Source organism: Pleomorphomonas diazotrophica, assembly GCF_002844595.1.
Classification (GTDB): domain Bacteria; phylum Pseudomonadota; class Alphaproteobacteria; order Rhizobiales; family Pleomorphomonadaceae; genus Pleomorphomonas; species Pleomorphomonas diazotrophica.
This window is the reverse complement of the sequence record NZ_PJNW01000002.1, coordinates 1,012,013-1,034,591: the sequence shown is the minus strand read 5'-3', so window position 1 is coordinate 1,034,591 and position 22,579 is coordinate 1,012,013. Positions and strand designations below refer to the sequence as shown.

General features: G+C 64.3%; 22 protein-coding genes and 1 tRNA gene. 19 read left to right on the top strand and 4 right to left on the bottom strand.

What is annotated here, in order from left to right:
* Positions 1 to 68: 68 nt before the first annotated feature.
* Positions 69 to 1,184, top strand: a complete 1,116-nt coding sequence (locus tag CXZ10_RS05800) for a hypothetical protein (RefSeq protein ID WP_101288123.1) — start codon at positions 69 to 71, stop codon at positions 1,182 to 1,184.
* 246 nt (positions 1,185 to 1,430) lie between these two features.
* On the opposite strand, the gene CXZ10_RS05795 is transcribed toward CXZ10_RS05800, so the two are convergent.
* Positions 1,431 to 1,506: transfer RNA gene (locus CXZ10_RS05795), tRNA-Lys, on the bottom strand.
* Positions 1,507 to 1,824: 318 nt separating this feature from the next.
* Here CXZ10_RS05795 and CXZ10_RS05790 point away from each other — a divergent pair.
* On the top strand, positions 1,825 to 3,036 hold the full coding sequence (locus CXZ10_RS05790; RefSeq protein ID WP_180335869.1) for an MFS transporter: 1,212 nt from the start codon (positions 1,825 to 1,827) through the stop codon (positions 3,034 to 3,036).
* 26 nt (positions 3,037 to 3,062) lie between these two features.
* Positions 3,063 to 4,040: a quinone oxidoreductase family protein gene (locus tag CXZ10_RS05785; RefSeq protein WP_101288121.1), complete on the top strand. Its 978-nt coding sequence runs from the start codon at positions 3,063 to 3,065 to the stop codon at positions 4,038 to 4,040.
* 9 nt (positions 4,041 to 4,049) lie between these two features.
* On the opposite strand, the gene CXZ10_RS05780 is transcribed toward CXZ10_RS05785, so the two are convergent.
* Entirely contained in the window at positions 4,050 to 4,361 is a 312-nt protein-coding gene (locus CXZ10_RS05780) for a HesB/IscA family protein (RefSeq protein ID WP_425298911.1), read from the bottom strand.
* Between the two features lie 104 nt (positions 4,362 to 4,465).
* Between CXZ10_RS05780 and CXZ10_RS05775 the strand changes: the two genes are divergently transcribed.
* The 13 genes from CXZ10_RS05775 (at position 4,466) to CXZ10_RS05715 (ending at position 17,812) form a co-directional block, all read left to right on the top strand.
* On the top strand, positions 4,466 to 5,743 hold the full coding sequence (locus tag CXZ10_RS05775; RefSeq protein ID WP_101288119.1) for a deoxyguanosinetriphosphate triphosphohydrolase: 1,278 nt from the start codon (positions 4,466 to 4,468) through the stop codon (positions 5,741 to 5,743).
* A gap of 45 nt (positions 5,744 to 5,788) precedes the next feature.
* The gene (gene argS / locus CXZ10_RS05770) at positions 5,789 to 7,540 is read left to right on the top strand and encodes an arginine--tRNA ligase (RefSeq protein WP_101288118.1); all 1,752 of its coding nucleotides are present in this window, start codon (positions 5,789 to 5,791) and stop codon (positions 7,538 to 7,540) included.
* Between the two features lie 60 nt (positions 7,541 to 7,600).
* The gene (locus CXZ10_RS05765) at positions 7,601 to 9,121 is read left to right on the top strand and encodes an SPOR domain-containing protein (RefSeq protein WP_101288117.1); all 1,521 of its coding nucleotides are present in this window, start codon (positions 7,601 to 7,603) and stop codon (positions 9,119 to 9,121) included.
* Positions 9,122 to 9,196: 75 nt separating this feature from the next.
* Positions 9,197 to 10,210, top strand: a complete 1,014-nt coding sequence (nagZ, locus tag CXZ10_RS05760; RefSeq protein ID WP_101288116.1) for a beta-N-acetylhexosaminidase — start codon at positions 9,197 to 9,199, stop codon at positions 10,208 to 10,210.
* A gap of 29 nt (positions 10,211 to 10,239) precedes the next feature.
* A complete protein-coding gene (locus CXZ10_RS05755) occupies positions 10,240 to 11,055 on the top strand; it encodes a segregation and condensation protein A (protein WP_101288115.1) in 816 nt (271 codons plus the stop codon).
* A gap of 86 nt (positions 11,056 to 11,141) precedes the next feature.
* Positions 11,142 to 11,774, top strand: coding sequence for an SMC-Scp complex subunit ScpB (gene scpB, locus CXZ10_RS05750; protein ID WP_101288379.1), 633 nt, complete (start codon positions 11,142 to 11,144; stop codon positions 11,772 to 11,774).
* A 135-nt stretch (positions 11,775 to 11,909) separates the two neighbouring features.
* The gene (locus CXZ10_RS05745; RefSeq protein WP_101288114.1) at positions 11,910 to 12,107 is read left to right on the top strand and encodes a twin-arginine translocase TatA/TatE family subunit; all 198 of its coding nucleotides are present in this window, start codon (positions 11,910 to 11,912) and stop codon (positions 12,105 to 12,107) included.
* A gap of 79 nt (positions 12,108 to 12,186) precedes the next feature.
* On the top strand, positions 12,187 to 12,696 hold the full coding sequence (tatB, locus tag CXZ10_RS05740; RefSeq protein ID WP_101288113.1) for a Sec-independent protein translocase protein TatB: 510 nt from the start codon (positions 12,187 to 12,189) through the stop codon (positions 12,694 to 12,696).
* On the top strand, positions 12,693 to 13,493 hold the full coding sequence (gene tatC / locus CXZ10_RS05735) for a twin-arginine translocase subunit TatC (protein WP_101288112.1): 801 nt from the start codon (positions 12,693 to 12,695) through the stop codon (positions 13,491 to 13,493). Before tatB ends, tatC begins: the two co-directional genes overlap by 4 nt.
* A gap of 39 nt (positions 13,494 to 13,532) precedes the next feature.
* Positions 13,533 to 14,828 (top strand): serine--tRNA ligase, encoded by a 1,296-nt coding sequence (gene serS, locus CXZ10_RS05730; protein ID WP_101288111.1) that lies wholly within the window; start codon positions 13,533 to 13,535, stop codon positions 14,826 to 14,828.
* Between the two features lie 22 nt (positions 14,829 to 14,850).
* Positions 14,851 to 15,606, top strand: a complete 756-nt coding sequence (gene surE, locus CXZ10_RS05725; RefSeq protein WP_101288110.1) for a 5'/3'-nucleotidase SurE — start codon at positions 14,851 to 14,853, stop codon at positions 15,604 to 15,606.
* Positions 15,607 to 15,708: 102 nt separating this feature from the next.
* Positions 15,709 to 16,359: a protein-L-isoaspartate(D-aspartate) O-methyltransferase gene (locus tag CXZ10_RS05720; protein WP_101288378.1), complete on the top strand. Its 651-nt coding sequence runs from the start codon at positions 15,709 to 15,711 to the stop codon at positions 16,357 to 16,359.
* Positions 16,360 to 16,522: 163 nt separating this feature from the next.
* Positions 16,523 to 17,812 carry a peptidoglycan DD-metalloendopeptidase family protein gene (locus tag CXZ10_RS05715; RefSeq protein ID WP_101288109.1) on the top strand — a complete coding sequence of 430 codons (1,290 nt, stop codon included), beginning with the start codon at positions 16,523 to 16,525 and terminating at the stop codon, positions 17,810 to 17,812.
* A gap of 71 nt (positions 17,813 to 17,883) precedes the next feature.
* On the opposite strand, the gene CXZ10_RS05710 is transcribed toward CXZ10_RS05715, so the two are convergent.
* Positions 17,884 to 18,339 carry a hypothetical protein gene (locus tag CXZ10_RS05710; RefSeq protein WP_101288108.1) on the bottom strand — a complete coding sequence of 152 codons (456 nt, stop codon included), beginning with the start codon at positions 18,337 to 18,339 and terminating at the stop codon, positions 17,884 to 17,886.
* A gap of 49 nt (positions 18,340 to 18,388) precedes the next feature.
* On the bottom strand, positions 18,389 to 19,267 hold the full coding sequence (locus tag CXZ10_RS05705; RefSeq protein ID WP_101288107.1) for an ATP-binding protein: 879 nt from the start codon (positions 19,265 to 19,267) through the stop codon (positions 18,389 to 18,391).
* A gap of 299 nt (positions 19,268 to 19,566) precedes the next feature.
* Between CXZ10_RS05705 and yajC the strand changes: the two genes are divergently transcribed.
* From yajC to secF, 3 genes are all read left to right on the top strand, one after another.
* Positions 19,567 to 19,914, top strand: coding sequence for a preprotein translocase subunit YajC (gene yajC, locus CXZ10_RS05700; protein WP_101288106.1), 348 nt, complete (start codon positions 19,567 to 19,569; stop codon positions 19,912 to 19,914).
* Positions 19,915 to 19,988: 74 nt separating this feature from the next.
* The gene (secD, locus tag CXZ10_RS05695; RefSeq protein WP_101288105.1) at positions 19,989 to 21,602 is read left to right on the top strand and encodes a protein translocase subunit SecD; all 1,614 of its coding nucleotides are present in this window, start codon (positions 19,989 to 19,991) and stop codon (positions 21,600 to 21,602) included.
* Positions 21,603 to 21,623: 21 nt separating this feature from the next.
* Entirely contained in the window at positions 21,624 to 22,577 is a 954-nt protein-coding gene (secF, locus tag CXZ10_RS05690) for a protein translocase subunit SecF (protein WP_101288104.1), read from the top strand.
* Positions 22,578 to 22,579: the final 2 nt, after the last annotated feature.

Below are 22,579 nucleotides of genomic sequence, written 5' to 3'. Positions count from 1 at the left end.
CGGCGAAGCGACTTTGGCGCCCCTCGGGAGCTCGTACAGTTGGGGAGCTTTGCCACCGGAATGCTTGCTTGCTCACATTGGAGCATGGGCCGATCAAGGTGAAACACAGCGAACGCTTTTTGAAATGGGCGGAAGGATACGGGGGTATCGCGCTCGTTCCGGAAGGCGATCTGCGAAGGCATCTCCATGCAGTAGTGGAGAGCGTTTTGGCGTTTCACGCTACAATGTTTGAGCGTCAGATCCCCGGCGTCTTCGTCGAAACTGCAATATTGGCTTGCGACGGCGTTGGTGGTTCGTGCCTGGAGTTGGAGCCCGGTCGCTTCTTCCTTGGGATCTTTAGCGGCTTAATCAACAAGTTGGCGGCTGCGTTGGCTAGCGCCGAACTATTATGTATCGCTCCCGACTGGGCCGGCAAACCGGGCAGCGATCTTGGACGCGTAATTAGCAGGTCGATCGAAGCAGACGCAGAATTCCGTGCGCTTGCTTGGCTGATTACTCGCCACGAGTTTGTACACCTCAGATTTGGCCACGTCGGTTGGCTGAACTCATGCGTCGTTCATGATGAGAACGGTAGCCGGATTGTTGGTGTCACGCCGCTGGACCGGCAGACGCTCGAAATGGACGCCGACAGCAACGCGACTTTTGATGTCGCTGGAGATTTCCTAGGCCTTGAGCGAATCAGTCCGACTCAATTTACCTTGACGGAACATGGTCCATATGCGCGGGAACGACTACTCACCCGGGCCAGGGTTCTGGGCGCAGCTATCTACACCCACTTCCGGATCCTTGAGGAAGAAAGTCGGGTACGTTGGCTTCCTGGGATGGAACAGACCAATTCCCGACACCCTCCGACACTAGTGCGTTTCGCCATAACTCAGAGCTCGGTGGGCACGCTCGCCTTGGGCCTAAAACCACCCCAACCGGGTTTAGTCGACGATGTCCTGAATTCATTCATCCACGGCGCGGTCGACAGAGAGAGGTTTATCTCTGCAACGAGGGGCGAGGAGCCCGTTTATAGCATCCTGGCAGCGTCTTGCAGCAAGGCAGTGTGGCGATACCAGGGGCACTTAATCGAACACTGGCGGGGGTTGCGACGCAAACTTGAGCCTTTCGTCGTGGGCGGCTTCAATTTGGCGCCAGCGCAAGATTGGCCGGACCCTCCAGACGACTTTTGCGATCCTTAGCGGGGTGAGGATTTGGGGTATCCCATGGTATATGGCCGGAACGAGGTTTTGAGCGTCGATGTACCAGGTTCATCTGGTGCCAAGTGATCTTGCGCAGAGCGCCATTTGTTTTTGCGCGCTACAGTCAGGGCGGGCGCCAAACAAGACTTGATCGACCGTTGATCGAAGGCTCCGGCTGTCCGCCGGGGCTTTTGTCATATGGCAGGGAGGCTCGGTCTCACGTCTCAAGGCCGGACAAGAAAAGATTGGTGAGCGCGGAGGGACTCGAACCCTCGACCCCATGATTAAAAGTCACGTGCTCTACCGACTGAGCTACGCGCTCCCACCGTGATCGCAGCGGCATTGCCGCATCTGCCGAGTATACCCCGCCATGGGGCCGGCGCGAACGGGCTTTCACATACTCGACCGGAACCGACATGGCAACCGAGGGCAGGGCGTTTTTCCGAAGCCTCCGAAATGCCTGCGCCGTTGTGTGGTGTTGCCGGGAGAGCACGGCGCGACCGCGATCGTCAACGAAGCCGGCCCAGCCCTGCCCGTGGGCATTGCATCCACGGTTTGAATCGTTTTATTGATGCGCTTGTTCTTCAGCGGCGTCCCGCAGCGACCCCGCCGCTATTTCCCCCATCGATTGGTGACAACAGTGTTTACCGCCCTGCGCATCGGCACCCTTTACTTCGGCTCGTCCTTTCTCACGGCCAACTGGCTGACGCGGATGCCGGATCTGCTTGCTCATCTGGGCGTCGACAAGGCGACCATGGGGCTGGCGCTGTTCCTGGGGCCGGTCGGCGCGCTGGTCACCGCACCCATTGCCGGGCCGTTGATGGATCGCTTCGCCGCCGCCCGCGTCGGCGTCTGGGGCCTTGTGCTGGCCGCCCTCATGCTGCTCGGCATCGGCCTTGCCGGCCATTGGACGGTGCTAGCCGTGGTGCTGTTTTTCGCTGGTGCCGGCAACACCCTGTTCGAGATCGGCGGCAATGCCGGTGTCCAGCGCCTTGAGGCAACCACCGGCGGCAAATACATGGCCCAATGCCATGGCTACTGGAGCCTCGGCTTCGTCACCGGTGCGCTGTCGGCCGGCCTGTTCGGCCAGCTCGGCGTGCCGCTCGTCTGGCATCTCGCCGCCATGGCGGCACTGGGCGTCGTCGGCTGCGCCGGCATCGCCTGGCTGCTGCCACGCCCGATGTACGAGCGGGTGGCCCGTCCCGCTGGCACGGCCAAGCCGCCGCTGTTCACGCTGCCGAGCGTCGGCCTGATCGGGCTCTGCATCATGGCGACCGGCGTCACGCTGGCCGAAGGCGCCGTCTACGACTGGGGCACGCTGTTCCTGCGCGAGCAGCTTCAACCGGGCCCGTTCTGGACCTCCGTCGCCTATGGCACCTTCCCGCTGACCATGTTCGTCGGCCGGGTGGCCGGCGACTGGTTCCGGGCACGCTACCGCGCGTCGAGCATCGTTCGCGTCTGTGCGACGACGACGGCCATCGGGCTGATCGGTTTCATCTTCTCGTCGCATATCGTCGTTTCCGGCCTGTCGCTGGCGCTGATGGGCGTCGGCGTATCCCTGGTGATGCCGATCGGCGTGGCTGCGGCCGGCGACAAGCCGGGCGATGCGGCGCGCAACGTGGCCGCCATGTCGATGATCATCACCGCCATCTTTCTGCTGGCGCCGCCCGGCGTCGGCTTTGTCGCCGAGCATTTCGGACTGACGGCGGCCTTCCTGCTGATGCTGCCCTTTGTCGCGGCGTCCGGCGTCTTCGCCCGCGAGGCCGACCCGCCGGTCTGCGATCTTGCCGGCCAACAAAAGATGATTGGCGAGCCTGCCGCCGTTGGTGCTACCAACACCTCCACGACGTAACCGCTAGGTTTCCGGGAGTGCAGGACATGGTGAAGGCGATCGTCATCCGCGAGACGGGTGGACCCGAGGTGATGTCCTTCGAGGAGATCGAGGTTGGCGCCCCCGGTCCTGGCGAGGTGCGCCTCAAGCACACAGCGATCGGCGTCAACTTCATCGACACCTATTACCGCAAGGGTCTCTACCCGGCCCCGGGCGGCCTGCCGTTCATTCCCGGCGCCGAGGCGGTCGGCATCGTGGAAAAGGTGGGCGAGGGCGTCGTCCAGTTCCGCCCCGGCGACCGCGTCGCCTATGCCGGATCGGTCGGTGCCTATGCCGAGGCGCGCATCATCTCGGCGCAGAAGCTGATCCGCGTGCCCGACGACATCGACGGCTTCACCGTGGCGGCGAGCCTTCTGAAGGGCATGACGGTGCAGTACCTCCTGCGCCAGACCTTCAAGGTGACGCGCGACCACACGGTACTGTTTCACGCCGGCGCCGGCGGCGTCGGCCAGATCGCCGGCCAGTGGCTGAAGTCGCTGGGCGCCACCTCCATCGCCACCGTCGGCTCGGAGGAGAAGGCGGAAATTGCGAGAGCCTGCGGCTACACGCATGTGATCAACTATCGTACGGAGGATTTCGTCGCCCGCGTGGCCGAGATCACCGGCGGAGCCCTCTGCGACGTGGTCTACGATTCGGTCGGCAAGGATACTTTCCCGGCCTCACTCGACTGCCTGAAGCCGCGCGGCCTGTTCGCCTCCTTCGGGAATTCCTCGGGGCCGGTCGCCGAGTTCAGTCTCGGCATACTGTCACAGAAGGGCTCGCTCTACGCGACACGGCCGACGCTTGGCCACTACACCGCGACGCGCGCCACTCTCGACGCTTGCGCCGAGGATCTGTTCGAGCAGATTCGCAGCGAGGCGGTGACCATCAGTGTGGGGCAGAAGTTCGCGCTGGCCGACGCCGTCGCGTGCCACAAGGCAATGGAAGCTCGCGAAACCGTGGGCTCCACGCTGTTGACTGTTTGAAAAGCCAAATCAGACCGCAAACGAGGTGCCGCAGCCGCAGCTCGACGTGGCGTTCGGATTGTTGATCTTGAAGGCTTGGCCCATCAGGTCGTCGACGAAGTCGATTTCCGAACCGTCCATGAACGGCAGCGACACCTCATCGATCAGCACCGTTGCGCCGTCGCGGGTGACGGCGATGTCGTCGGCGTTCTGCCCTTCGACAAGATCGAAGCGATAGGAGAAGCCCGAGCAGCCACCACCCTCGACCGAAATGCGCAGCGCCGTCTTGCCGGGCTGCTTTTCCAGTACCTTGGCGATCCGGCGCGCCGCAGCGGCGGTCATGCTGATATTGGCGGCGAGAGCTTCCATGGCGGTTTCTTGAGCCTCGGATGACTTGAAACTGTGAGCACTGCTGACATACGTAAGGCAGCGGATGGCAAAGTCAAATGACGGCTTCGCGAGCCCGTTATGCGGATTCGCTGGGTATCGATGATCTTCGGGAGGCGGCGGTGGCAGGTCTGGGGTTTGGAACGGAGCCGCTGGCGCCCTTCGGCGTCCACCCGGAGGAGAGCCGGGGCCGGCGCTATCCCGAGCCGGTGAGCCCGACGCGCACGCCGTTCCAGCGCGACCGTGACCGCATCATCCATTCGACGACTTTTCGCCGTCTCAAGCACAAGACGCAGGTGTTCGTCTTCCATGAGGGCGATCATTACCGCACCCGTCTGACCCACACATTGGAAGTGGCACAGATCGCCCGGGCGCTCGCCCGCGCACTGAGGTTGAACGAGGATCTCGCCGAGGCGCTGGCGCTCGCCCATGACCTCGGTCACACGCCCTTCGGTCACACCGGCGAGGATGCGCTCGACGCCTGCCTCTCGGACTTCGGTGGGTTCGACCACAATGCCCAGTCCTTCAGGGCAGTCACGGAGCTCGAGCATTCCTATGCCGAGTTCGACGGGCTCAACCTGTCGTGGGAAACGCTGGAAGGCCTCGTCAAGCACAATGGCCCGCTGACCGACGCGGACGGCAGGCCGATCGGCCGCCATGCCGAGCGCGGACTGCCGGTGGCGCTTCTCGCCTATCCCGACCTTTATTCGCTCAAGCTCGACACCCATGCGAGTGCCGAGGCGCAATGCGCCGCGATCGCCGACGATATCGCCTATGACGCCCACGATATCGACGACGGCCTGCGCGCCGGGTTGTTCTCCCTCGACGATCTCCGGCCGCTGCCGCTGATCGGCGGCTTCCTCGAGGCGATCGAAACGAAATATCCCGACCTCGATCGGCACCGCACCATCCACGAGATCACCCGCCGGCTGATCACCGCCATGGTCGAGGACGTCATCGTCGCCTCGGTCAACCGGCTCGACGAACTCCGCCCCCGGTCCTCCGATGACATTCGGCAGGCCGGTTATACGGTGGTGACCTTTTCCGACGAAATGGCCGCAGTCGATGCCGCCATCAAAGGCTTCCTGTTTCCCCGCATGTACCGGCACCCTGAGGTCATGCGGGTGCGTCGCGATGCCGATCGCGTCGTGAAAGATCTGTTCTACAAGTATGTCAGCCATCCTGACTTCATGCCGGAGGAATGGCGGCACGGCCTCGACATGGGCGATCCGACGGCGCTTGCCCGGCGAGTGGGCGACTATATTGCCGGCATGACCGACCGTTTCGCCATCCAGGAACACCGCCGTTGGTTTGACGATACGCCGGAATTGCGCTAGGCCCCTCGCCGATCGGCCGGGATTCCGGCTCCCACGAGGTACCCGATGAATATCTTCCAGGTGTTCGGCGAGCGCATCCGCTCGGCCATCGCTTCCCTGCCGCTCGACGTTCCGGCCGACGCGCTCTCGCGCATCGCCGTCGAGCCGCCGCGAGACGCGAGCCATGGCGATGTTGCCACCAACGCCGCCATGCTGCTCGCAAAGTCGCTGGGGAAAAAGCCGCGCGACCTCGCCGAGGAGATCGCCGTCGCGCTTCGGGCTGATGCGGATGTCGAGGCGGTCGAGGTTGCCGGCCCTGGATTCATCAATCTCAGAATCTCGCCGGCCTTCTGGACCAGCTTCCTGAAGACCTCGCTGGCCCAGGGCCTCGATGTTGGCGCAACCAGTTTCGGTAACGGCCTCAAGGTCAACGTCGAGTATGTCTCGGCCAATCCGACCGGTCCGATGCACGTCGGCCATTGCCGCGGCGCGGTGGTGGGCGATGCGCTGGCCCGGCTGCTCGCCAAGGCCGGTTTCGACGTCACCAAGGAATATTACATCAACGACGCCGGCGGCCAGATCGACGTCCTGGCCCGGTCCGCCTTCCTGCGTTACCGCGAAGCACTGGGTGAGGCGATCGAGATCCCTGAAGGTCTCTATCCTGGCGATTATCTGAAGCCGGTCGGCGCGGCGCTCAAGGCCGCTTGGGGCGATCGGCTGCTGACGATGTCGGAGGCCGAGTGGCTGCCGGTCGTCAAGAAGATGTCCGTCGACATGATGATGGACATGATCCGTAGCGACCTGGCGCTGCTTGGCGTCAAGCACGATCTGTTCTTCTCGGAGAAGACCCTGCACGATCCGCGCGGCAACGAACCCTCCGAAATCGCCGAGATGATCGAGGAGTTCCGCAAGCGCGATCTGGTCTACGACGGCCGTCTGCCGCCGCCCAAGGGGCAGTTGCCCGACGATTGGGAGGATCGCGAGCAGGTACTGTTCCGCTCGTCGACCGCCGGCGACGATGTCGATCGCCCGCTGGTAAAGTCGGACGGCAGCTACACCTACTTTGCCGCCGACGTCGCCTACATGCGCTCCAAGTATCAGCGCGGCTTCAAGCAGATGATCTTCATCCTCGGTGCCGATCACGGTGGCTACGTGAAGCGGCTCGAGGCGGTCGGCAACGCCATTTCCGGCGGCACCATCGAGGTGATCGTCCGGCTTTGCCAACTGGTGAAGCTCTATCGCGGCGGCGAGCCGGTGAAGATGAGCAAGCGCTCCGGCGACTTCGTCACGCTGGCCGACGTCGTCGAGGAGGTCGGCCGCGATGCGGTGCGCTTCATGATGCTGATGCGCAAGAACGACGCGCCGCTCGACTTCGATTTCGTCAAAGTGAAAGAGCAGAGCAAGGACAACCCAGTCTTCTACGTCCAGTATGCCCATGCTCGCTGCCATTCGATCCTCCGGCAGGCTCGCGAAGCGGCTCCCGACGTCGCCGCAGCCGACGAATCGGCAGCGCCGCTGCACCTGCTGAGCGATCCGTCCGAGCTGACGTTGATCCGGAAACTGGCGGAGTTTCCGCGCGTCATCGACGCGGCGGCCGACTCCCACGAGCCACACCGGGTCGCTTTTTATCTGTATGAACTGGCCAGCGACTTCCACGGCCATTGGAACGCCGGCAAGGAAAATGTAAGTTTGCGTTTTGTTAACCCTGATGAACCACTGTTGACCCACGCGCGCTTGGCTCTGGTCAGGGCTGTCAGGAACGTACTTGCCTCGGGCCTTGAGGTTCTAGGTGTCAATGCGCCCGAAGAGATGAGGTAGTAGCCTCGACGGATCATCCGGTCCTGACGGTGGCGAAGAGACACGGGAAGAGCTACGCCGATGGTTAGGAGCAGCGCAGCCGAACACTCGTCGATGCGGCCAGCCGTGTCCGATGGCAACGACAGCCTTGCCGACGAGGAACGCTACTACGAAGACATCCTGAACGGCCGCCAAGCGAGCGATGCCGAGATGGATCAGTTCGTCGATGCCCTTGCTGCCGAGCTGGAGCAGGACATCGCATCGATGAATCCCGTCGATGTGCGCACCGGCCAGGTCTACAAGCCGGTCAACTCGCGTAAGGCCAGCAAGGCTTATGACCCCTGGGATGATCAGGCTCTCGACGAGTTCATGGCCGAGTTCGAGCGCGATGGCGTCGATCCGGTGGTGGATGAGTTTGGCGTCCTGCCGCCGCACGCCGGCAGCGACGAAGCCGAGCCCTCCGACTCTCGCGGTCGCCGACGTCTTATGACGGCCGCCGCCGCCGCGGTTCTGGTGCTGGCGGCCGGGTTCGCCGGTTGGGCTTTCTTTGGCAACGGCGCCGGTTTCGGCGAGACGGTGGTGGTGAAGGCTCCGGACGGTCCCTACAAGGTCAAGCCCGACCCCAACGCCCAGGAAGTGGTGGCCTCCGCTGAGGGCGCCTCGGTTTATGACACGGTCGGCGGCGCACCCGCCAAGAGCGAGGAGCGGCTGGTTGCTCGCACCGGTGACGTGCCGGAACTGCCGGCCGTTACGCCGCATGTTTCGCGCATCACGCTTCCCGATGGGCAGGAGGTCGAGGCGGAACTGCCGACCGGCTTCGATCCCAATGAGACCGGCCCCCGGCGCGTCCGCACGGTTCTTGTCCGGCCCGACGGCTCGCTGATCGAAACGCCTGCTGACACGGCGGCGAACAGCGGCGCGGCCACGCCGCCGCCATCGGATGGCGCAGGTCAGATCATCGCCCGCAGCGAGACGGCCGGCGGCGCTCCGGAAGATACCGATGGTGGTATCGGCCTGCCGCCGCTGGCTTCCGCCAACCAGACCGTTGCGTCCGACGCGTCGGCCGCGCCGCAGGGTCTGCCGCCAAGCAACCTGACCGATGCATCGGGCCAGCCGATGCCGATCAACCTCGCGGCCCTGACCAACCCGGAAGCGGACCCCGCTGTCGAGACGACGGCATCAGTGCCCACCACGGCTCCGTTGCCGCCCGTCAAGCCGGCAGCTCCTACCGCTGCGCCGTCGTCCGGTCCGCTCGATCTGACGGCCGCCGCTTCGCAACCGCAGCCCGCGGCGCCGACCGAGGTGGCCAGCCTGCCGGCGGCCACTCAGGCCGCGCCGGCGCCTGCTGCGTCGGGCGGCGCGGGAGCTTACGTGCAGTTGTCGTCGCAGCGCAGCGAGGAAGCCGCGCGCTCCGCCTTTGCCGCGTTGCAGCGGAAGTTCCCGGCCATCCTGGGTTCGGCAACCGTTGACATCCAGCAGGCGGACCTCGGCACCAAGGGCATATACTACCGGGCGCGTGTCGGTGCGCCGACCCGGGATGCCGCTGCGGCGCTCTGCGAGCAGCTTCGCTCGGCCGGCGGCGACTGCTTGATCGCCCGCTGACCGCAAACCGACGATCATCGGCCGCGTCGAAGTGCTGGACGGCATTCGGCGCGGCCTTTTCTTTGGAGCAGCGCCATGTCTCGCGCTTTTGTAACCGGGCTCAAGGGAACCGTGCTCTCGGCCGACGAACGCGCGTTTCTGGCCGAGGCGGCGCCCTGGGGGCTCATCCTGTTTCGACGCAACGTCGAAGACCCGGATCAGCTGCGCCGGCTCACCGGCGACTTCCGCGAAGCCGTCGGCTGGTCCGCGCCGGTTCTGGTCGATCAGGAAGGAGGGCGAGTGCAGCGTCTCACCGCGCCGCACTGGCGCAAGTATCCGTCCGGTCGGCGATTGGCCGGCGCGGCGGCGCTGGCTGGCGACGTGACGCTGGTGGCCGATGTCGCCCACCTGATCGGCGACGATCTCGCCGCCGTCGGCATCGACGTCGACTGCGCGCCCTGCCTCGATATCGCAACGCCGGACATGACGCCGGCCATCGGCGACCGCAGCTATGGCGAGCGGCCCGATCTGGTTGCCGCCGCCGGTCGCGCCTTTGCCGACGGCCTGAAGGCGGCCGGCCTGCTGCCGGTGATCAAGCACGTGCCCGGCCATGGCCGTGCCCGCGTCGACAGCCATCATGAGCTGCCGGTGGTCGAAGCCGATCTCGACAGCCTTGCCGCCACCGACTTTATGCCCTTCGCGGCGCTCGCCGACCTGCCGGCAGCGATGACGGCCCACCTCGTCTACACAGCCATCGATCCGGACCGACCGGCAACACAGTCGCCGGTCGTCATCGAGGAGATCATCCGAGGGCGCATCGGCTTCGACGGCCTCCTGTTCTCCGATGACCTGTCGATGAATGCTCTCAAGGGAACGATCGCTGAAAGGGCGCGAGCAACCCTTGCCGCCGGCTGCGACATCGCACTCCACTGCTCGGGCGACATGGCCGAGATGGTGGCCGTCGCCGCCGAGACGCCCGAACTCGTGGGAAAAGCGGCGGCGCGTGCGGAAAGGGCATTGAAGGGGCGCGCAGGATCGCCGCATGATGATGCAGACGGCGTCCTCGCCCGGCTTGATGCCGCGCTGGCCGCCTATGACGCCACGGTGTGAGTGGTGCAGCGCGGGGTGAACGGCCTTTCATGGCGACGACCGAGGAGTGGAGCGAGACCCGGCTCGACATCGACGCGACGGCCGGCGAGGCTTTCGTGGTCGATCTCGACGGATTCGAGGGACCGCTCGATCTGCTGCTGACGCTGGCTCGCAATCAGAAAGTCGATCTCGCGCGCATTTCCATTCTTGCACTGGCCAACCAGTATCTCACCTTCATCGAGCGGTTGGGCGAACGCCGGCTGGAACTGGCAGCCGATTATCTCGTCATGGCCGCTTGGCTCGCCTATCTCAAGTCGCGCTTGATGCTGCCGCCCGACGAGGTTCCCGGAGACGAGCCATCCGCCGAGGAACTCGCCGGCATGCTGGCGATGCGGCTGAAACGGCTCGAGGGTATTCGCATTCTGGCTGACCGGCTCGTCGATCGCTCCCGGCTGGGCCGGGATGTGCTGCCGCGCGGCGCGCCCGAGGAGATGGGCCTTGTGCGGCGCTCCCTGTGGGAGGCCAGCCTGTTCGATCTTCTCGACGCCTATGGCCGGCAACGCCAGCGCGACATGGTGCGCGTCCACACCGTGCGCAAGCGGCATGTCTGGGCGCTGGCTGACGCGCGCGATCTCCTGGAACGTCTGGTCGGGACGATTCCCGACTGGACGCCCATCGATGACTATCTCATTCGCTACATGACCGGCCCGGAATCGCGGGCCACCGTCCGCGCTTCGGCCTTTTCGGCTTCGCTGGAGCTGGTGCGCGAGGGGCGGATGGAACTGATGCAGTCCAGACCTTTCGCACCGCTCTACATGCGCAAGGGACAGGGCAGGCCGGAGACGCCGGAGGAGGGCGACCAATGAGCCGATCGAGCCTCGGCGACGATGCACCGCACGGCCAGCTTCGGCTGTTCGCCGGCGATCGCGATCCGGCCGAGTATGAAGCCTGGATGGCGGCCATCCGGGGAGCCGAAGCCATTCTCTTCGCCTCGGCGCAACCGGTCGGGGCCGACGAACTTGCCGAACGACTGGCGCCGGGCACCGACGTGCCGCAGGTGCTGGCCGATTTGCGCACCATCTATGCCTCGCGGGGTGTCAATCTCGTCGAAGTGGCGGGCAAGTGGATGTTTCGCACCGCGCCCGATCTTGCGCACCTTCTGACGCGGGAACAGGTCGAGCCGAAGAAGCTGTCGCGTGCCGCATTGGAGACGCTGGCGATCATCGCCTACCATCAGCCCGTCACCCGCGCCGAGATCGAGGAGATTCGCGGTGTGACCACCAACAAGGGCACCCTTGATGTGCTGATGGAGACCGGCTGGATCAGAATGCGCGGCCGTCGTCGCACGCCGGGGCGCCCGCTTACCTATGGCACCACCGAGGCCTTTCTCGTCCACTTCGGCCTCGAGGCGGTGACCGATCTGCCCGGCGTCGACGACCTCAAGGCGGCCGGGTTCCTGGAAGGAGCGGTGCCGCCCGGCTTCCGCGTGCCCGTTCCCAACGCGTCGGATGCCCTGATGCCCGATGAGGACCCTTTGACCGAGCTCGATTTCCAGGATTATGCGCCTTTGCCGCCGGAGGAATGAGCTTTCGCACGACCTGTCCGCACCTATCTTGAGAAAGCCGGATTTCCTTCATAGGCTTGTCGCGGTTTCTTGCGACAGGGCGTTCGTTGTGCAAGAGTGCCGCCACTTTTGGGCGTGCGCCCTCAGGAGACAAAAATGGGTTCGTTGAGCATTTGGCATTGGTTGATTGTCCTGGTCGTCGTCCTCATCCTGTTCGGTGGACGGGGCAAGATCCCCGAGCTGATGGGCGATTTCGCCAAGGGCATCAAGAACTTCAAGAAGGGCATGTCCGACGACGAGGAAACGCCGCCGAAGCCCGTCGAGAACAAGACCGACGACTCTCCCCGGGTCTGATCGATCTTCGCGAGTTGAGTTCTCTTTGAAGGCGCCGCGCCGGATGGTGCGGTGCGCGCCGGTGGCGAGCGTGTAAGCGATGTTTGAAATCGGCTGGACGGAAATCCTGGTGATCGCCATCGTGGCGCTTATCGTCTTCCCCACCAAGGATCTGCCGCGCCTGCTCAGGACCGTCGGCCAACTGGTGGGCAAGGCGCGCCGCATGGCCGGCGACATGCAGGCCCAGTTCAGTCAGGCTCTGCGCGAAGCCGAGCGTGAAGCCGACCTCGCCGACATCAAGAGCAGCGTGCAGAACGCCAATCCTCTCACCGATCTCAAGAAAACCCTCGATCCGGTGCGCAGCTTCGGCGATGACCTCAAGAAATCGATGACGGCGCCGATTCCGCCGAAGGCTGCCGAGACGGCTGCCGATCCAGTTCCGACCGACGCGTCGCTGCCGGCTGCGGCCGAGACGCCGGTCGACGGGCCGGTGCCGGTCGAAATGCCTCGCCCGGATGAGGCATCGCTGCCATCCGGCGTCGAGGCGCCGGTAGACGACAAGGCTTCCGAGGCTGGCTCTTCGGGCGGAAAGAGCGGGAGCTCCGCATGACCACCAAGGCAGAAGACGACGAGATCGAGGCGTCCAAGGCACCGCTCATCGAACACCTCGCCGAGTTGCGCTCGCGCCTCCTCAAGTCGGTGGTGGCGATCTTCGTTTGCTTCGTGCTCTGTTTCTTCTTCGCCCAGGATATCTTCAACATCCTGGTCATACCCTATGAGCGGGCGGCAGGTGCCGAGCAGAGCGTGAAGCTCATCTACACCGCGCCTCAGGAGTATTTCTTCACTCAGCTGAAGCTCGCTCTGTTCGGCGCACTGTTCATCGCCTTCCCGGTGATCGCCAACCAGATCTACATGTTCGTGGCGCCCGGCCTCTACAAGCACGAGCGGCAGGCCTTCCTGCCGTTCCTGGTGGCGACGCCGATCCTGTTCATGCTGGGCGCGTTGATGGTGTTCTTCTTCGTGATGCCCGCCATCATGATGTTCTTCCTGTCGATGCAGCAGTCTGGCGGTCCGGGACAGGCGGCGATCGAGCTGCTGCCCAAGGTGTCGGAGTACCTCGGGCTGATCATGACGCTGATCTTCGCCTTCGGCATCGTCTTCCAGCTTCCGGTGGTGCTGACGCTGCTCGGTCGCATCGGCGTCGTCACCGAAGCGGGGCTGAAGTCCTGGCGTCGCTATGCCATCCTCCTCGCCTTCGTCGTGGCCGCCGTGCTCACCCCGCCCGACCCGATGAGCCAAATCCTGCTTGCGGTTCCGACGATGCTTCTCTACGAAGTGTCCATCATTGCCGTCAGGTATATCAACAAGCGCGGCGAGTCCCGGGACGTCTCCACCACCGAAAGCTGATGCGAGGGCTCCGGCGGACGTGCCGCGCGGGGAAAGCCAATGCTCGACATCAAGTGGATTCGCGACAATCCGGAAGCCCTGAAGCACGCCCTGATGCGGCGCGGCCAGTCGGCGGACCTCGCCGAAGCCACGGCGTCGGAGGCCATTCGTCTCGACGATGCGCGCCGGGCCAACATCAAGTCGCTGCAGGAGGCGCAGGAGCGCCGCAACGCCGCGTCCAAGGAAATCGGCAAGGCCAAGGCCACCAAGGACGAAGCGCGCGCCGCCGAACTGATGGAAGAGGTGGCGCGTATCAAGTCGTTCATCCAGGACGGCGAGGCGAAGGAGCGCGAGCTCGACGCCGCCCTTGATGCGGCGCTGTCGGTGATCCCCAACCCGCCGCTCGACGACGTGCCCGACGGGCCGGACGAGAGCGCCAATGTCGAGCACCACCGCTTCGGCGAGCCGCGCCAGTTCAACTGGGCGAGGGAGCATTTCGAGCTCGGCGAAGGGCTCGGCATGATGGACTTCGAGCGTGCCGCCAAGCTGGCCGGTGCCCGCTTCACGGTGGTGAAGAGCCATCTCGCTCGCCTCGAGCGTGCGCTCGGCCAGTTCATGATCAACCTCCACACCATCGAGCACGGCTACACGGAGGTGATTCCGCCGCTGATGGTGCGCGACGAGGTGATGTATGGCACCGGCCAGTTGCCGAAGTTCGCCGAAGATCTCTTCAAGACCACCGATGGCCGCTGGCTGATTCCGACCGCCGAGGTGCCGCTCACCAATCTCGTCCGCGAGGAGATCCTCGAGGAAAAGGACCTGCCGTTGCGCTTCACGGCGCTGACGCCCTGCTTCCGCTCGGAAGCCGGCTCGGCCGGCCGCGATGTGCGCGGCATGCTGCGCCAGCACCAGTTCAACAAGGTGGAGCTCGTCTCCATCACGGCGCAGGAAAAGTCGATTGACGAGCACGAGCGCATGCTCGCCTGTGCCGAAGAGGTGCTGAAGCGCCTGGGCCTCGCCTATCGCGTCGTGACGCTGTGCACCGGCGACATGGGCTTCGGCAGCCGCAAGACCTATGACATCGAGGTCTGGCTGCCCGGCCAGAAGAAGTTCCGCGAGATTTCCTCCTGTTCGGTGTGCGGCGACTTCCAGGGCCGCCGCATGAACGCCCGCTATCGCCCGGCCGGCGAGCCCAAGGGCACGCGCTTTGTCCATACCCTCAACGGTTCGGGCGTCGCCGTCGGCCGCGCTCTGATCGCCGTCATGGAAACCTGGCAGAACGAGGATGGCTCGGTGACCGTGCCGGACGTGCTGCTGCCGCTGATGGGCGGCGTTGCGCGCATCGAGAAACTCTGAACGGGAAGCGAAAGATCCGGCCATGCGTATCCTGATTTCCAATGATGACGGTATCCATGCGCCGGGTCTCGCGGCTCTTGAGACCATTGCCCGCGCGCTCAGCGACGACGTCTGGGTGGTGGCGCCGGAAACGGACCAGTCCGGCTTTGCTCATTCGCTGACGCTGCATGACCCGCTCAGGGCGCGGAAGATCGACGAGCGTCGCTTTGCGGTGCGCGGCACGCCGACCGATTGCGTGATCATGGGAGTCCGCCACATCCTGCCCGGCCGGCCGGACCTCGTGCTGTCCGGTGTCAATGCCGGCACCAACATGGCCGACGACGTCACCTATTCGGGCACGGTCGCCTGCGCCATCGAGGCCACGCTGCTCGGCATTCCGGCCGTGGCGCTGAGCCAGGCCTATGAAGATTTCGTCGGCCGCATCCCCTTCGAGACTGCCGAGGCGCTGGGGCCGGACATTCTGAGGAGGCTGACGGGGCAGGGCATCGCCCACGGCACCTTCATCAACGTCAACTTCCCCAATTGCCCGCCGTCCGAGGTGACCGGCATCGAGGTGACGCGGCAGGGCAATTTTGCCTATGACCACGGCATTGACGTCGAGAAGCGCATCGACGCCCGTCACAAGCCTTACTACTGGCTGACCTTCCGGCGCGGCGAAATGCTGTGCGCGCAAGGCACCGATGCCTTCGCCATCTCGCGCAACAAGGTGTCCGTCAGCCCGCTCCGCCTGGACCTTACCGACATCGCAGCCATGGAAAAGCTGCAAGCGCTGTTTTGATCGAAACGCTTTTTCAAGGCTGTTCGTCTTACTTTTGACACCTCCGTCATAAATGCAGCGTCGCATTCATGTTTTGTGGCATTGCGCGAGAGAATGGTGTCGATGAGGCCTTTTGAGCCGGACAAGGTGGCGATCGCGGAGCTGACGATGAAGCTCCGCGGCATGGGTGTCACCGATACCCGACTGCTGCGTGCCCTTGAGCTCGTTCCACGCCGCATGTTCGTGGCGGCCGCTCATCAGCCGAGCGCCTATCTCGACCGGTCCCTGCCTATCGAGTGCGGCCAGACGATCAATGCCCCGTCCACCGTCGCCTTGATGGTCTCGGCGCTTGCCGTCGATCCGCAGGACAAGGTGCTGGAGGTTGGCTGCGGCTCGGGTTTTCAGGCGGCGATTCTCGCCCATCTTGCTGCCCAGGTCGTCACGATCGACAGGTTCCGCAGCCTGATTGACATCGCCGAGGACCGTCTGACGGCTCTGAAGATCACCAACGTCATTACGCTCTTGGGCGACGGGCTCGAAGGCTTTACCAGACACGCCCCCTACAACCGCATCCTGGTCGACGGCGCGGTCGAAAAGGTGCCGACGGCGCTCCTCGATCAGCTCGCCGACAAGGGAGCGCTGGTCGCTCCGGTTGGCACCGGCCATACGCAGACGCTGGTGCGAATCTCCCGCGACGGGCGCCTGTTCCACCGCGCCGAACTCGGCAAGATCCGGCAGTTCCCCTTGCGGGAAGGCGTGGCGCGGCGGCTCTGAGTCGCGTCATCGCATCCTGACGCGTTCACCTAAAGTCGCGAGGAAACCCGCCGTTTTCCTTGGATTCCAGGCCCTCGCGTAATCGGTCGCCCCGTCGCTTTAAGCCTTTGTCAACGTTACTGCGGCTTAATCATTACAGTTGAAGTCGAGCAGGCGAGACCTGATGATCATGAGTAACCTAGCGATCTGCCGGACCTCCCGCTTCCTGGCCCAGGTTGCCGCCGTTGCCATCCTGGCTGGCTTTTCGGCCGGCTGCAGCGGTGACGTGAGCCGTTTCGGAAACGTGTTTGCCGAGACAAGCAACCAGGACCAGATCATTGGCCGCCCTGATCCGATGCCGACCGGATCCATAAACGCCCAGGCGACCTATGCGCAGCCCGCCTATGCGCAACCGGCCTACACGCAGCAGACCTATGCCGCGCCGGCCCCCACCTATCCCTCACAGGGCGCCGTGTCGTCGAGCGCTCTGCCGCCGGCTCCCGGTGCCGTCGTCAACAACGGCGCTTACGTCCGCCCGGCACAAACCGCTGGTCTACCGCCGCCGCCCACCGGCGCGGTACCGGCTGTTCAGCCCTGGACCCCCTCGAACGGCACAACCGTCACCGTCAAGCCGGGCGATAGCGTACAGGTGCTCGCACGCCGCTATGGCGTTGCCGAGTCGTCGCTGCTCGCGGCCAATGGTCTCGTCGCAGGTGCGCAACTGACCCCCGGCCAGAATATCGTCATCCCTGCCTACGGACAGCAGAATGCCGCCGTTGCCGCGCCGACTGCTTCGGCCACGGCGCCTGGCCCGCAGATTCTCGGCCAACTGCCGCCCGTCAAGCCGCCGGTGCCGAAATCCGTGTCGAGCCAGGTCGCGGCGGCTGCGCCCGGCAAACCCGGGTTGCCGCCGACCACCAACGTCGCCATGGCAACGCCTTCCACCGCGACGGACGCCAACTCCGGCCTGTTGCCGCCAGCCGGCAATGCGCCGGGCAAGCAGGCAAACCAACAGACGGCTGCCCTGGCTCCCAGCCAGACCCAGCCCAGCGTCAAGGCGACCACGCCGACTTCTTCCGGCGTGGAAAGCGCCGCCGATGGCAGCTTCCGCTGGCCGGTGCGCGGCCGCGTCATTTCCGCCTTCGGCGTCAAGCCGGGCGGCGAACGCAATGACGGCATCAACATCGAAGTGCCCGAGGGAACGCCGATCAAGGCGGCCGAGGGCGGCCAGGTCATCTACGCCGGCAACGAGTTGAAGGGCTTTGGCAATCTGGTGCTTGTGAAGCACTCCAACGGCTTCGTGTCGGCCTATGCCCATGCCAGCGAAGTGCTGGTTCAGCGCGGCGACAGCATCTTGCGTGGTCAGACCATCGCCAAGGTGGGCGCCACCGGCAACGTCAGCCGGCCGCAGCTCCACTTCGAGATCCGCAACGGCAATCGTCCGGTCGATCCGCTGCCCTACCTCAGCGGCTGATTGAGAGTTGGTACCAGACAGCACATCCCTTGACCGGCGGCTTCGGCCGCCGGCTTTTTTATGTGTGTGGGTCAGCGCCAGTCGCGCGGGATGACCCGCTCGTCCTCGGTGACGCAGGCAAGCGAGGCGGCGGGCGCCTGATTGTCGCGACCAGCCACATAGGCGGCCCCTGCATCGCCACCGCAGATCGGCTTGGCAATCACCTCAAATCCGGCCCGACGCAGACAGCTGCCGATATAGCGCTCTCGCAACTCGGCGTTGACATCGCGGGTGCGGCTGCTGCCGGGATAGACGAAGCCTCCCGTCTCGCGGCAGTAGCGGCGGCCACTGACCGGATCCTCCCGGCATTCGGTATAACCGGGCCGGTATTCTGGCGGCCGGATTTCCGTGACCATTGCTTGCGGGATCTTTTCGAGCGATTCGATGCGGCACTGGTCAGCCACCGCCTGGCGTTCCGCGAAACTCGACCCGGCCTTGTAGACGACCGGCACCGGCGACGACACGCAGCCCGCGAGCAATGCGGCCATTGCCACGACACGCTTCCTCATTGTCTCCTCCCGCATCCGGCGACTGGCGTTACTCGCCGAGCCTCAGCCGACCGGCCAGATCCTGAACATATTGCCAGGCAACACGGCCAGATCGCGCGCCGCGCGTCCGTTCCCATTCGAGCGCCTCCGCCCTCAGGGTATCCGGATCGACGTCGAGTTCCAACGCCGCGACATAACCTCGCACCATCTCGAGATAATCATCCTGCGAGCAATTGTGAAAGCCGACCCAAAGGCCGAAGCGGTCGGACAGCGAGACCTTTTCCTCGACCGCCTCGCCGGGGTTGATGGCCGTCGCCCGCTCGTTCTCCATCATGTCGCGCGGCAGCAAGTGACGCCGGTTGGACGTGGCATAGAACACGACGTTATCGGGACGCCCCTCAATGCCACCTTCGAGCACTGCCTTCAGTGACTTGTAGGAGGTGTCGCCGTGGTCGAAGGAGAGGTCGTCGCAGAACAGGATGAAGCGGTGGCGGCTGTCGCGCAGCATCTTCATCAGAACTGGCAGGCTTTCGATATCCTCACGATGGATCTCGATCAGCTTGAGCGGGGTGACGCCCGAAAGGCCGGCGAGGCGGCGGTTGATCTCCGCCTGCGAGGCCTTCACCAGCGACGATTTGCCCATGCCGCGTGCCCCCCAAAGGAGAACGTTATTGGCTGGCAGGCCGCGGGCGAAGCGCTCGGTGTTGGCGACGATCATGTCGCGGTTGCGGTCGATTCCCTTGAGAAGACCGATCTCGACGCGATTGACCCGCTGGACGGGTTGCAGCGACGCCGGCTCGGCGACAAAGACGAAGGCGTCAGCCGCATCGAAATCCGGCGGTCGGGGCAGGGCGGGACCCAGCCGCTCAAGAAGGTCGGCGATCCGTTCGAGATGGGCGTTCAGGGTCTCGATGGCGGTGGCGCTCATGTCGATCCTCATCAAAAAGAGTTGCGTACCGCTTGGTACTCTGGTGATCTTCTCTATGCCTGTCCGTGTGGCGATGCAAACCGTGCAAGGCCGTTTTCGGTACGCTTTGCTGCATTTCCTGCCGGAGACTACCTAGAGCCCGGCCTGGCGGCGCCATGTGTGTAGCTTTGGTTTGCAAAGTCCTGCGGCCTAGGTATATTCCGGCCACTTTCGAGAGGGCGGCCTGCCGCCTTTCCTTGATGTCTCAGTGTCTCGTCGGTCCGACTCGTGGACCGCGGCGGGCCGATGGAGTTGACCCGATGTTCGTGACCCCAGCCTTTGCTCAGACGGCAGGTGCGGCCCCCGGCGGTGCCGATTTCCTGATCCAGTTCGCGCCGTTCATCCTGATCTTCGTCATCATGTACTTCCTGCTCATCCGGCCGCAGCAGCGCAAGGCCAAGGAGCACCGGGATATGCTGAAGAATCTCCGGCGCGGCGACGTGGTCGTCATGCAGGGCGGCCTGATCGGCAAGATCGTCAAGGTCGTCGACGAGAACGAACTGCTGCTCGATGTGGGCGACGGCACTGCCAAGGTGCAGGTGCGCGTGGCTGCCGGTCTCGTCCAGCAGCTCCGCAGCAAGGGCGAGCCCGTCAAGGAAGGCAACTGACCTAACGGTCGGCACGCGACGGAAGGCGGGCAGTCTGGCTGCCCGCCTTCGGCCAATCAGGTCCGAGGCAGCAAATGCTCTATTTTTCCCGCTGGAAGGTGACCACGATCCTGCTGACGATTTTCGTCGCTCTCGTGGTTCTGATTCCCAATTACCTGACTTCGGACCAGATCAAGACCTACTGGCCCTCATGGCTTCCGGGACGGCAGGTGGTCCTTGGCCTCGACCTGCAGGGCGGCGTGTACCTGCTCTATCAGGTCGACGTGAACGACTATAAGCAGAAGCGCCTCAAGGCCCTCGAAGGCGACATTCGCCAGGCGATGCGCGACGAGCCGCGCATCGGCTATACCGGTCTCGGCATTCAGGGCGATGTCGTCCAGTTGAAGATTCGCGACGCCGACAAGGTCGAAGAGGCGGCGAAGCGCTTGGGCAACCTGCTCAATCCGCTGTCGACCGGCGCCCTGGGTGGCGCCGCCGTCACCGAGTTCCAGTTTGATCAAGGCTCCGACGGGCTGATGCGCCTCGGTTTCTCCGAAGCCGGCCTCGACAAGAGACTGGGTACGGTCGTTCAGCAGTCCATCGAAGTCATCCGCCGTCGCGTCGATCAGATGGGCGCGGTCGAACCATCGATCCAGCGTCAGGGCTCCGACCGTATCCTGGTCGAAGCCCCAGGTGAGAAGGATCCGGCGCGCCTCAAGAACATCATCGGCCGCACCGCCCAGATGACCTTCCATCTGGTTGACCTCAACGTGTCGGCCGATGAGGCCGCCAAGGGCAATCTGCCGCCGGGTGAGATGCTTCTGAAGCAGAAGGAAGCGGGCGGCATGCCGATGGTGGTCGACGAGACCCCGCTGATGACCGGCGAGGATCTTACCGACGCCCAGACATCCTTCCAGAGCCAGACCAACGAGCCGGTGGTCTCCTTCCGCCTGTCGACCTCTGGAGCTCGCAAGTTCGCCCAGGTGACCTCTGACAACGTCGGCCGGCTTTTCGCCATCGTGCTCGACGACGAGATCATCTCGGCGCCGCGCATCAACGAGCCGATCACCCAGGGCTCCGGCCAGATTTCCGGCAATTTCTCCGTCGAGACCGCCAACGACCTCGCGGTTCTGCTCCGCGCCGGTGCGCTGCCGGCCAAGCTGTCGGTTGCCGAAGAGCGGACCGTCGGTCCGGGCCTCGGCGCCGATTCGATCGCCGCTGGTGAGCGGGCCGCGCTGATCGGCACCGTCGCCGTGGTGATCTTCATGCTGGCGGCCTACGGTCTGTTCGGCGTCTTTGCCAACATCGCGCTGGTGGTCAACCTGATCCTGATCATGGCGATCATCACCATCCTTCAGGCGACGCTGACCTTGCCCGGCATCGCGGGCATCGTGCTCACCATGGGCATGGCGGTCGACAGCAACGTGCTGATCTACGAGCGCATCCGCGAGGAACAGCGGCTCGGTCGATCGCCGGTCTCGGCCATCGATGCCGGCTTCCGCCGCGCCTTCGGCACCATTCTCGACGCCAACATCACCACGCTGATCGCGGCCATCGTACTGTTCCAGATGGGCTCCGGCCCGGTGAAAGGCTTCGCGGTCACCCACGTGATCGGCATCGTCACCACCATGTTCACGGCCATCACCTTTACCCGACTGGTGGTGGCGACCTGGGTCCGCTACCGGCGGCCGTCCGTCGTTCCGCTCTGATCCGGACCCCGAGGCTCCATCATGCGCCTGCTTCGCCTGTTTCCCGACGATACTAAGATCCCCTTCATGAAATGGAGGAAGTGGAGCTTCCTCATTTCCGGCATAGCGTCGGTTGTTTGCTTCGTGGTGCTCTATACCCACGGCATGAACACCGGCATCGATTTCCAGGGCGGCACGCTCATGGAGATCCAGACCAAGTCCGGCCCCGCCGACCTCGAGGCGATCCGTAACCAGCTCAATGGTCTCGGGCTTGGAGAAGTGCAGGTCCAGTCTTTTGGCGCCGAAGACGATGTGCTGATCCGCATCGCCCGCCAGGAAGGCGGCGACGAGGCCCAGACTGCCGTTGTCGGCAAGGTTCAGGCTGCTCTCGGCGACAAGGTCGATTACCGGCGCACCGAAATGGTCGGCCCCCGTGTCTCGGGCGAACTTGCCCAGAACGGCATTCTCGGCATCATCTCGGCGCTGGGCCTGATCATGGTCTACGTCTGGTTCCGCTTCGAGTGGCAATATTCGCTCGGCGCCGTGATCGCCACGCTGCACGACGTGGTGCTGACCATCGGCTTCTTTGCCATCACCCAGGTCGAGTTCAACCTGTCTTCGATCGCTGCCATTCTGACCATCGTCGGCTATTCGCTGAACGACACTGTGGTGGTCTATGACCGCATCAGAGAGATGCGCCGGAAGTACAAGCGCCTCAACCTTGTCGTCCTGCTTGATCTTGCCATCAATCAGACGCTGACCCGCACCACCAACACGGCGCTGACCACGCTCATCGCACTGTCGGCACTGGTGATCTTCGGTGGCGAGGTCATCCGTTCCTTCACGGCGTCGATGCTGTTCGGCGTGCTGATCGGCACCTATTCATCGATCTTCATCGCCGCCCCGATCCTCATCTTCCTCGATCCGCAATTGGCCGGCGACAAATCGGCGAAAAAGGTCGAGGATGACGGCGACGAGGCCGCCGAACCGGCGTGAGT